The sequence below is a fragment of the Chloroflexota bacterium genome, from assembly GCA_013152435.1.
In the GTDB taxonomy this organism is placed as follows: domain Bacteria; phylum Chloroflexota; class Anaerolineae; order DUEN01; family DUEN01; genus DUEN01.
This window is the reverse complement of record JAADGJ010000042.1, coordinates 1-10,585: the sequence shown is the minus strand read 5'-3', so window position 1 is coordinate 10,585 and position 10,585 is coordinate 1. Positions and strand designations below refer to the sequence as shown.

At 65.5% G+C, this 10,585-nt stretch carries 7 protein-coding genes and 1 pseudogene; 7 read left to right on the top strand and 1 reads right to left on the bottom strand.

Annotation, left to right across the window (positions count from 1 at the left end):
- The first annotated feature begins 466 nt into the window (after positions 1–466).
- The 7 genes from GXP39_05595 to cofE all read left to right on the top strand — a co-directional run bounded on the left by GXP39_05595 (position 467) and on the right by cofE (position 9,804).
- Positions 467–1,390: a xanthine dehydrogenase family protein subunit M gene (locus GXP39_05595; protein NOZ27512.1), complete on the top strand. Its 924-nt coding sequence runs from the start codon at positions 467–469 to the stop codon at positions 1,388–1,390.
- A 172-nt stretch (positions 1,391–1,562) separates the two neighbouring features.
- Entirely contained in the window at positions 1,563–2,573 is a 1,011-nt protein-coding gene (locus GXP39_05590) for an alpha/beta hydrolase (GenBank protein NOZ27511.1), read from the top strand.
- A gap of 16 nt (positions 2,574–2,589) precedes the next feature.
- Positions 2,590–5,430: a molybdopterin-dependent oxidoreductase gene (locus GXP39_05585; protein ID NOZ27510.1), complete on the top strand. Its 2,841-nt coding sequence runs from the start codon at positions 2,590–2,592 to the stop codon at positions 5,428–5,430.
- Positions 5,431–5,562: 132 nt separating this feature from the next.
- Positions 5,563–6,573, top strand: a complete 1,011-nt coding sequence (locus GXP39_05580) for an NAD(P)/FAD-dependent oxidoreductase (GenBank protein NOZ27509.1) — start codon at positions 5,563–5,565, stop codon at positions 6,571–6,573.
- 37 nt (positions 6,574–6,610) lie between these two features.
- Positions 6,611–7,957 carry a putative aminohydrolase SsnA gene (ssnA, locus tag GXP39_05575; GenBank protein NOZ27508.1) on the top strand — a complete coding sequence of 449 codons (1,347 nt, stop codon included), beginning with the start codon at positions 6,611–6,613 and terminating at the stop codon, positions 7,955–7,957.
- 57 nt (positions 7,958–8,014) lie between these two features.
- Complete coding sequence (gene npdG, locus GXP39_05570; protein NOZ27507.1) at positions 8,015–8,674, top strand: NADPH-dependent F420 reductase; 660 nt, start codon at positions 8,015–8,017, stop codon at positions 8,672–8,674.
- Positions 8,675–9,033: 359 nt separating this feature from the next.
- Positions 9,034–9,804 carry a coenzyme F420-0:L-glutamate ligase gene (cofE, locus tag GXP39_05565; GenBank protein NOZ27506.1) on the top strand — a complete coding sequence of 257 codons (771 nt, stop codon included), beginning with the start codon at positions 9,034–9,036 and terminating at the stop codon, positions 9,802–9,804.
- A gap of 96 nt (positions 9,805–9,900) precedes the next feature.
- Here the strand turns inward: cofE and GXP39_05560 are convergent.
- Positions 9,901–10,197, bottom strand: a pseudogene (locus tag GXP39_05560) (hypothetical protein).
- Between the last annotated feature and the right edge of the window lie 388 nt (positions 10,198–10,585).

The window sequence follows — 10,585 nt, the reverse complement described above, 5'->3', positions numbered from 1 at the left end:
GGCCGAACGGAGAGTTCGGCCCTTCTGGTTCTTGCGGCGATGGTTTGTCCTGGCGTCGATTCATGGTTGTATGGAATCAGGGCCGCAAGAGTCGGCAGCGGCGGCTCCCATGGTGCTGCAGGCGGAGCGTGGGAGCTCCGCCTGCTATTCGGGGAAATGGCTGCTGCGGAGAGCTTTGAGGGGCGTAGCCCCTCAAAAGAAGCCTCCTGGTTTCCGCCCTTCACCTGTCTCGCCCGGCCTCCTCCATCCGAATCGGCCGGGAAAGGGCAGGTGCCAGACGGAAAAGAGGATGTTTTGGCGGAGGGGGCCCTCTGCACTATCCCTGCGGGCTTGCGATGGGCATCGTGGGTCGTCTCGCGAAATTTCCACCGTTTTGGACACACAACCTCCATCTCCGTCGGATAGACACTCGGGCGGCCCTGTGTTAGAATGGGACCCCCTTTTGTGAGGAGGTCAAGAGGTCACAATGGCATTGTGGGAGCATTATCATCTGCCTGCGTCGATCCCGGAGGCGCTGGCGTTGTTGGCCCGCTATCACGGCCGGGCGTGCATTGTGGCGGGCGGCACCGACCTGCTGCTGGAGATGCAACAGGGCGAGCGGCCGCCGGTGACCGCGCTCGTGGATGTGACCCGGATCCCCGGCATGGTCGATATCCGCGAGGAGCCCGGGCATATCGTGATCGGGGCGGCCGTCACCCACTCCCGGATCGAGGAATCCCCCCTGATCCGGACGTACGCCACCTGCCTGGCCGAATCGTGTGGCGTCATCGGTGGCCCGCAGGTGCGCAACGTGGCGACCATCGGCGGCAACGTGGCCCACGCCTTGCCCGCGGCCGATGGCACCGTGTCGTTGGTGGCGCTGGAGGCGGAGGCGCAAATCGCCCGACTTGATGAACGGGAGGGCGGGGAGCAGGTCGCTTACGCGTGGGTGCCCATCCTGGATCTCTTTCGTGGTCCCGGGCAGTCGGCTGTGGACCCCACCCAGGAGATGATCGTCGCCTTCCGGGTGCGTCCTCACGGCCTGGGCGAGGGCAGCGCGTTCGCCCGGATCATGCGCCCCCAGGGCCTGGCGCTGCCCATTTTGGGCGTGGCGGCGCGCGTGCGGCTGACCCCCGATGGCCGGAGCTACGCTGGGGTTTCCATCTGTGTGGGCCCGGCCGGCCCGATCCCGTTCCGCGCCCGCGCGGCGGAGGAGGCGCTGGTTGGGCGGCCGGTGGGGGAGTGCGAGCCTGCGGCCATCGCCGCGGCCCAGCGGGAGGCCCGGCTGCGCACGTCCAAGTATCGGGCGACGTCTGACTATCGCCGGGAGATGCTGGCGGTGCTCTTGCGTCGGGTGCTGGAGACCGCCGTGGCCCGGGCGCGCCGGGATCTGCGATCGCACGCGGCGTAGGGCAGGGGTAATTCATGAATCGTCCTTGCCTTGCGATGTGGCTTCTCGTGGACTTATCCCCGTCAGGTGGAAGGATCCACGGGCGATGGTCGCTGGGGAAGGAGACGATCGGTACATTGAGAGCGAAATCCCCCGATGTGAATCTATCGATACGTGGTGTGGAGGATAAGTCGTGCAGGTGAGCGATGCAGACGCCCGGTTGCGGGCACATGAGGCTGCCGGGCGCTATGTGCAGATCGATGAGGATCGCATTTTCGTGCGTGAGGAAGGCAATCGTAAGGCCCCTCCGGTGTTGCTGGTACATGGTGTCCCCACCAGCTCTTTTCTCTTCCGTTATCTCATGACCTATATCGCCCGTTGGCACGCCCTGGCGCCCGATCTGCCGGGGCTGGGCCTGTCCAGCAAGCGGTTGGATCGAGAGTACACCTGGAGCGCGCTGGCTCGGACGTTGGCTCGGGTGGTGGAGGCGTTGGATGTGGGTCCGGTGCATCTGGTGCTGCACGACATCGGCGGCCCCATCGGGTTGCAGTTCGCCATCGAGCATCCGGATCAGGTGCGATCGATCACCCTGCTCAACAGCCCGTTGAAGGTGGCCGGATTTCGTCCACCTTTCCCTATGAGCCTGTTGCGGGGGCGATTCCGAAGGCAGGCTCTGCGCCTTTTCGCCCGGCCCGCCGTCATGCACGCCGTCTGGCGATGGGTGGGCGTGGCGAAGAAGTACGGGGTGGACCGGGATGATCTGCTGGTGCATCGAGCGCTGCTGCTGCGTGATCACGGCGACGAGAGCCTCTTCCGGATCATGGACGGCTTTGAGCTGACTCCGGAGAAGGAGCGCTTCTTTGACGAGGGGTTGCCTTCTCTGAAGATGCCGGCGCTGGTCATCTGGGGGCAGCGGGATCCGATGTTGGGGGCAGAGCACCGGGAGTTCTTCGTGGCCCGCGTGCCACACGCCCGGGTGCACCTCCTGGACGCGAAGCATTTCCTGCTGGAGGATCACGCCTTCGATATCTCGGAGCGGATGACGGAGTTCTGGCGTGAGGTCGATGGTGAGGAGCCGGACGCGGAGGAGGGGGGCGCCTTTAAGCGGACGCTGACCATGGCCCGGTTCCGCCGGATGGTCGCCTGGAGACGTCTGGCGGAGGAGCGTGCATCAAGCGAGGCGGATGAGGAGGCCTCGGACTGAGGGGATGGAGAAGGCGATGGCAAAGCTGGAGATGATCGTCAACGGTGAGCAGGTGTGCCTGGACATCCCGCCGCAGCGGACGCTGGCGGAGGTGCTGCGCTACGATCTGGGGCTCACAGGGACGAAGATCGGGTGTGGCGAGGCGGAGTGCGGGGCTTGTACGGTCCTCGTCAATGGGGAGCCCGTGCTCTCCTGCGTTTATCCGGCGTTAAAGGCCCAGAACGCCCAGGTGCTCACCATCGAGGGGTTGGCTTCGCCCGAAGGAGGGAAGGCAGGTCTCCACCCGTTGCAGCGAGCCTTCATCCGGGCTGGCGCCGTCCAGTGCGGATTCTGCACGCCCGGGCTCATCATGACAGCCGCCCATCTCCTGGCGCACAACCCCGATCCCAGCGAAGAGGAGATCAAGCACGCGCTCAAGGATAGCTATTGCCGTTGTACGGGCTATGCTGCCATCATTCGGGCGATCCAGATGGCGGCCGCGGAGATGCGTGGAGGGGCCGATGAGGCGCGTCGCCCCGATGTGACCTCGTGGCTTCCTCCCCGGAAGCCGCCTCTGAGGGTTGTGGGGCAGCCGATGCCCCGCCCGGACGTGGTGGGGAAGGTGACCGGCCGCTTGAAATTCGCCGACGACATCTCCTTCCCAGACATGCTGCACGGCCGTGTGCTGCGTTCCGCCTATCCCCATGCGCGTATCCGGCGTATTGACGTAAGCGAGGCCAGGGCGTTGCCGGGCGTGGTCGCCGTCCTGACCCATGCGGATGTCCCCGGAAAGAACCGCCACGGGCTCATCTACGAGGATTGGCCGGTCTTGTGCGAGGATAAGGTCCGCTATGTGGGGGATGCGATCGCCATCGTGGCCGCTGAGACCCGGGAGATCGCCACCCGGGCCCTGGACCTGATCGAGGTGGAGTACGAGCCGCTGCCGGTGGTGAGCGATCCCGTTCAGGCCCGTCGGCCGGACGCGCCCCTGGTGCACGAGGAATGGCCGACGGGGAACCTGCTCAAGCACATCCACGTGGAGCGCGGCGATGTGGAGGCCGGGTTCGCTGAGGCGGAGGTCATCGTCGAGCGCGAGTATCGAACGCCGTTCTATGATCACGTCTTTCTGGAGCCGGAGTGCTCCATCGGCGTGCCCGCGGGGTATCCCGGCCATGAGAAGCTGACCGTGTATGTGGGCTCGCAGATCCCGTACAAGGACCGGGATCAGATCGCGGCGGCGTTGGGGCTGGCCCCGGAGGATGTGCGCGTGATCGGCACGCCCATCGGCGGCGGCTTCGGCGGGAAGGAGGACATCGCCGGGCAGATCCACGCCGCGTTGCTGGCCCAGGCGACCGGTCGCCCGGTGAAGGTGCTCTTCGACCGGGCGGAGTCGTTGCGCGTGCACCCCAAGCGGCACGCGACGATCATCCGCGTGAAAACGGGGGCCCGGCGCGATGGCCGCCTGGTGGCGGTGCAGGCGGAGCTGTACGGGGACACGGGCGCGTACGCGTCGTTGGGCGACAAGGTGATGACCCGGGCCACCACGCACGCGGCCGGCCCCTACGATGTGCCCCACGTCCGGATCGACTGTTACGCCATGTACACGAATAACCCGCCCGCCGGGGCCTTCCGCGGCTTCGGCGTGACCCAGTCGGCCTTCGCCATCGAGTCCAACATGGACATCCTGGCCCAGGAGCTGGGCATGGACCCGTTCGAGCTGCGCCGCATCAACGCCCTGCGCGTGGGGTCCGTGACCAATACCGGTCAGGTTCTGCGGGAGAGCGTGGGCCTGTTGGAGTGCCTGGACCGGGTGGAGGCGGTCGTTCGGGAGGAGATGGCGCGGGGCGATGGCGACGGGACGGCGCCCGTGCGCCGGGGCTGGGGGATCGCCGCGGCGTACAAGAACACCGGCCTGGGCGGTGGGGCGCCGGACAAGGCGGGGGCGGAGGTGGAGGCATATCCCGACGGCACGGCGGAGGCCCGCTCCAGCTCGGCGGACATGGGCCAGGGGCTGATGACCGTGGTGGCCCAGATCGCCGCGGAGGAGCTGGGGCTTCCCTTCGATCGGGTGCGCGTGCTGCTGTCCGATACGGACCGCACCCCGGACGGCGGACCGACCACCGCCAGCCGGCAGACGTACGTCACGGGCAACGCGGTGCGGCACGCCGCCCGCCGGCTCCGTGAGCGCCTGATCGCGGTGGCGGCGGAGCGGCTGGATGTGGCGCCGGATCGCCTGCGCCTGTTCGAGGGGGATGTGTATCTGAGCGAGGATCAAGCGCCGGTGGCCTCCTTTGCGGAGGTGGTGCGTTGGGCGCAGGAGGAGGGACACGAGACCTGCGTTCGTTACGAGTACGAGGCGCCGAGGACGCAGCCGCTGGGGACCGGCGGTGACATGCACTTCGCGTACTCGTATGCGTGCCAGGCGGCGCTGGTGGAGGTCAACACGGAGACCGGCGAGGTCCGGGTGCTCAAGGTGGTCAGCGCACATGACGTGGGACGGGTGATCAACCCGGTTGGGCTGCTGGGCCAGATCGAAGGGGGGATCGTGATGGGTGTGGGGAACGCCCTGACGGAGCAGTACATTGTCGAGAATGGCGTCCCGTGGACCCGGCATCTGGGCCAGTACAAGATGCCCAGCATCATGCACATGCCGGAGATGATCTCCTTCTTCGTGGAACACGAGACGAGGGATGGCCCTTATGGCGCGAAGGGGGTGGGGGAGATCGCCAGCATCCCCACCAGCGCGGCCATCACCAATGCCATCTACGACGCGATCGGGGTCCGGATTTACGAACTGCCGGTGGATCAGGATGCGCTGCTGCGCGCCTGGCGCTCCGGAGAGCGGGAGTTGATGTCCGGCTGGAGCCGCGTGCGCTAGCCGGATACTCTTCGACTCCATAGAGGAATTCCCGGATGCTTCCCAGGACTTTCCGCTCCTGGCCTTGCAGGCGCTGACCGGGTTACATTGGGGGGAGGGGACGGGCACGGGGCGGGGGAGGAGCTTGGCCTCATGGCGAGTGAGAACGGCGGCCAGCGCGAGGTTCAGGACATTACAATCGTTGGAGCCGGTCCGACGGGGCTCTTCGCCGCGTTCTATGCTGGCCTGCGCGGCATGAAGGTGAAGGTGATCGAGGCGCTTCCGGAGCCGGGAGGACAGCTTCGCGTTCTCTATCCGGAGAAATACATCTATGACGTGCCTGGCTTCCCTAAGATCCTGGCGCTTGATCTGATCAAGGCATTGGTGGAACAAGCTTACCAGTTCCATCCCACATTACGCTTTGAGGAGCGGGTCGTTTCCCTGGAACGGCGGGAGGATGGGCTGATTCGTCTCCAGACGAATCAGGGGGAGCATCTAACCCGCACGGCGCTTATCGCCGCGGGGATTGGCGCCTTTCACCCCAACAGGCTGGATCGCCCGGGGGTGGCCGAGTTCGAGGGCCGGGGCGTTTACTACTTCGTCCGTGAGAAAGCCGCCTTCCGTGATCAGCGCGTCCTGATCGTAGGGGGCGGCGACTCCGCTGTGGATTGGGCGCTCATCCTCAAGGATTGGGCTCGTGAGGTCACGCTCATCCACCGCCGGGATCAATTTCGGGCCCTGGAAGGCAGCGTCGCCGAGCTCATGCGTTCACCGGTGCGTGTGATGTTGTCCCATGAATTGAAGGCGCTGCATGGCGATAACCGCGTGAGGGCGGCGACCGTTTTCCACAATAAGACGGGAGATGAGAGGACCATCCCGGTAGACGCGGTGCTCCTGTTTCTGGGCTTTAAGGCGGACCTGGGGCCGGTTAAGAGATGGGGGCTGGCGGTGGATAAGCGTCATGTCCTGGTGAACGGCCGGATGGAGACCAATATCCCGGGTGTGTATGCGGCCGGTGACATCGCCAGGAACCCGGACACGGTTTACCTGAATCTCATTGCTATCGGATTCGCCCAGGCTGCCATTGCCGTGAATTGTGCCCGGGCCTACCTTGATCCCGAGGCGCGGGTCTTCCCGGGCCATTCCAGCGAGAAGCGGCTGTAATGGACGGGTGAACTTTTGGGGTCTCAGGAGAGCGCGCATGTATCTTATCGTTCATGGCACCGTGATCACCATGGATGAGCGGATGTCCATCATCGAGGATGGAGCGGTGCTCGTCGTGGACGACACCATCGAGGCGATCGGTCCCACGGACGAGCTGCTGGCTCAGTATCCCGATGTGGAACGGATCGATGCGCATGGGCAGTGGGTGATGCCCGGGAGCATCTGCGCGCATACTCACTTCTATGGGCTGTTCGCTCGCGGTATGGCGCTGCCCGGCGCGCCGCGTGATTTCCCGGAGATCCTGGACACGTTGTGGTGGCCCCTGGATCGGGCGTTGCGGCCTGAGGGGATTCGTTTGAGCGCGCTGGTTTGCCTGATCGACGCCGTTCGCCACGGGACGACGACGCTGATCGATCACCATGCCAGCCAGGCGTGCGTGGACGGCTCGTTGGACATCATCGCCGAGGCGGTGGAGCAGGTCGGATTGCGAGCCTGTCTGTGCTACGAGGTCAGTGATCGGGAGGGGCCGGAGGTGGCGGCGGCCGGGATCCGGGAGAACGTGCGGTGGCTGCGGCGGGTCTCTCGGGAGAAGCCTCCTCGCCTGGCCGGGCTTTTCGGCCTGCACGCCTCCCTCTCCTTGAGCGATGAGACGTTGACGCGCTGTGTGGCGGAGGCGCAATCCCTGGGCGGGGTCGGATTCCATCTGCACGCGGCCGAGGGGCCGGCCGATCAAGAGGATAGCCTGCGGCGTTATGGAGTGCGGGTAGTCGAGCGTCTGTCTCGCCTCGGCGTGTTGGGGCCGCGTACCATCCTCGCCCACGCGGTGGATATCGATCCCTGGGAGATGGCGTTGCTGCGGGAGACCGGGACGTGGGTGACCCATCAGCCACGATCCAATATGAACAACGCCGTGGGCACGGCCGATGTCCCTGCCATGTTGCGAGGTGGGATGCACGTGGGCCTGGGGAACGATGGGTTTTCCAACGATATGTTCGAGGAGATGAAGGTGGCCTATCTGATCCACAAGGCATGGCGGAGGGATCCACGGGCCATGCCGGCAGATCAGGTGATGCAACTGGCGTATACGCACAACGGGGCGTTAGCGACTCAGGTGTTCGGGCGGCCGATCGGCCGGTTGAGCCCGGGGAGCGCGGCCGACATCATCTTCGTGGATTATCGTCCTCCCACGCCGGTGACGTCGGAGAACCTCCCCTGGCATATCATCTTCGGCGTGAGTGGTGGTCAGGTGACGACCACCATCTGCGATGGACGTGTGCTCATGCGTGATCGGCGGCTCCTGATGCTCGATGAGGCGGCCATCGCCGCGGCTGCTCGGGAGGAGGCGCGGCATACCTGGGCTCGATACGCCCGGCTTGTGTCCTGATCTCGCATCTCCCCCTGGACGCTTTTTCTACGCTTACCACTTCTTCACGGAGGAACTATGGAGATCGGCACCATTGCCGTGTTGGGAGGCACCGGCCATGAGGGGCCGGGTCTGGCGATGCGTTGGGCGGCTTCTGGCCTGGATGTGATCATCGGGTCCCGCCAGCGGGAGAAGGCGGAGCGGGTGGCGGCCGAGATCAACGAGCGGTTGGGGCGGGACCTGGTGCGGGGGATGGAGAATTTCGCCGCGGCGAGTGCGGCGCAGACGGTCGTGTTGACCGTGCCGTATAGCGCCCACGCGGCGGTGTTGACCCATGTGAAAGAGGCGGTGCAGGGAAAGGTGTTCGTCGATGTGACGGTGCCACTGCGTCCACCCAAGGTCAGCCGGGTATGGATCCCGGAGGGAGGCTCGGCGACCCAGGAGGCGCAGGCCATTCTGGGGCCGGACGTCCGGGTGGTGTGCGCTTTCCAGAACATCTCCGCCGAGCACCTGAAAGACCCGGATCATCCCATCGATTGTGACGTGCTGGTCTGTGGCGACGACGCGAAGGCCAAGGCGGTGGCCATCGCGCTATGTGAGCGGGCGGGGATGCGAGGGCTGGACGCGGGACCGCTCCAGAACGCCGTCGTGGTGGAGGGGCTGACCCCGATCCTCATCGGGATCAATCGTCGCTACAAGGCGAAGGGAGCCGGGATCCGGATCACGGGCCTGGAGTAGGGGTGAGGGAGGCAACGAGCGGGCCGCCAGGCTCCCCTCCGTACGATTCCTATCCTGGGTCTGGCGGCGCTTAGAGCGTGTCTGAAAGTTTACCGGCAAGGCGTCTGAGGGGTCTCCCCCAACGACCAGCTCCACAGGGGGAGGTGTGGAGGGGGCCTCCCCTCCACGGAAAATCCCGCTTTTCTGGCCTTGCACCTGCCTTTCTCGGCCCTTTCCAAAGGACTCGAGCCGAGGTCAGGCAGGTCGAAGGCGGGAGAAAGGCTTTTTCCGGAGGGACTCCGCTCCTCTGGGCCTCCCCACAGCAGAAGCAACGGCATTTCTCAGACACACTCTTAGGCATAGGAGACGGCCGAGGGATCATGTTACGGCAGATGACGGTGACCGCCATCCCCGGCATTCCGGATATTCGTCAAGGCGATGACCTCGGTGAGGTCATCGCATGCGCGTTGGGCGAGGCAGAGTATCCGCTGCAGGATGGGGACGTGGTCGCCGTCGCGCAGAAGATCGTCTCGAAGGCGGAGGGGAGGATCGTCGCCCTGGCCGATGTGGAGCCATCGTCGGAGGCGATGGTGTGGGCGCAAAGGACGCACAAAGATCCTCGCCTGGTGGAGCTGATCCTGCGTGAGTCTGCCCAGGTCCTGCGCGCCCGGCCCGGGCTGATGATCGTCGAGCATCGGCTGGGCTTCGTTTGCGCCAATGCTGGCATCGATCATTCCAACGTGTGCCCGGGGAACGAGGATGACCAATGGGTGCTGTTGCTGCCTCTGGACCCGGATCGATCGGCGCGGCGGATCCGAGAGGCCTTGCATGAACAGCTGGGGGTCCGGGTGGCCGTGCTGATCGTGGACTCGCACGGTCGGGCATGGCGGCTGGGAGCTGTGGGGGTGGTCATCGGGGTGGCGGGGCTGCTCCCGCTGACGGATCTGCGGGGGCGGAGGGATCTGTATGGGAGGATGCTGCGCGTGACCCGTGTGGGCACCGCGGATAGCGTGGCGGCCGCGGCCGCGCTCCTCATGGGCGAGGCCGACGAGGGGACGCCGGTGGTCGTGGTGCGGGGCGCGCCGTATGAGGCCGGGGCAGGCCGTCTGGTGGACCTCCTGCGCCCGCGAGAGTTGGACATGTTTCGCTAGTACGTGACGTTCGCTTGTTGAGAGAGGCAGCCCGTCACCGGGGGGAGGCAAGGGGCTGGCAGTAGGCGGCCACGGGGCGTGGCGGCCGAGGAGGGGCTAGAAATGTTCGGCCCTTTCCACCTCCAGGATCATGACGGTCGCCGCGCCGATGTGGCGGGTGCCCAGGCCCGGGATGTAGAAGGGCCCTTCGGGTGGCGGGTTGCAGGTATCCGCAATGATCTGTAGCGCCTCCTCTACCCGCTCATCCTCCGTCGCGATCAGGAAGGTGGTGTTCCCGCGACGTAAAAGCCCTCCGGCGCTGGACATCATCGTGACGCGAAAGCCGGCCTGGACCAATTTACGAGCCAGGTCACCGGCGTCTTTGCTGTTGACGATGCTAAAGAGCAGTTTCATGGGACCTCCATTGGGGAAGTGGTTCTCGCTCTTGTGTGGGACGCCGCATACGAGACGCCTGTGGCCTGTGGTGCCACCGGGCTAAAGGTTCCGGGCCTGTGTTCCCTCGCGCGAGGGTCGCGGAGAGATCAGCTTTCATGACCGGTCGCGTGGCGTTGTACGGCAGCGATGATCGAGGGGTAGGCCCGCGTATGGGATGGTGCATTGGAGCGATCGCTCCATTATAGCATGCTCAGCGTATGACGACAATCCGTGCTGGGCGGAGGCTTAGGGCCTTTTCAAAGTCCAATGTCCATCATTGGCATACATGGCGCCTGCAGGGACGAGGCAAGGTGTCGTGTCTGTATACGCATCTTCTCGGTTTCCCCCAGCACACGACGTGGCCAGA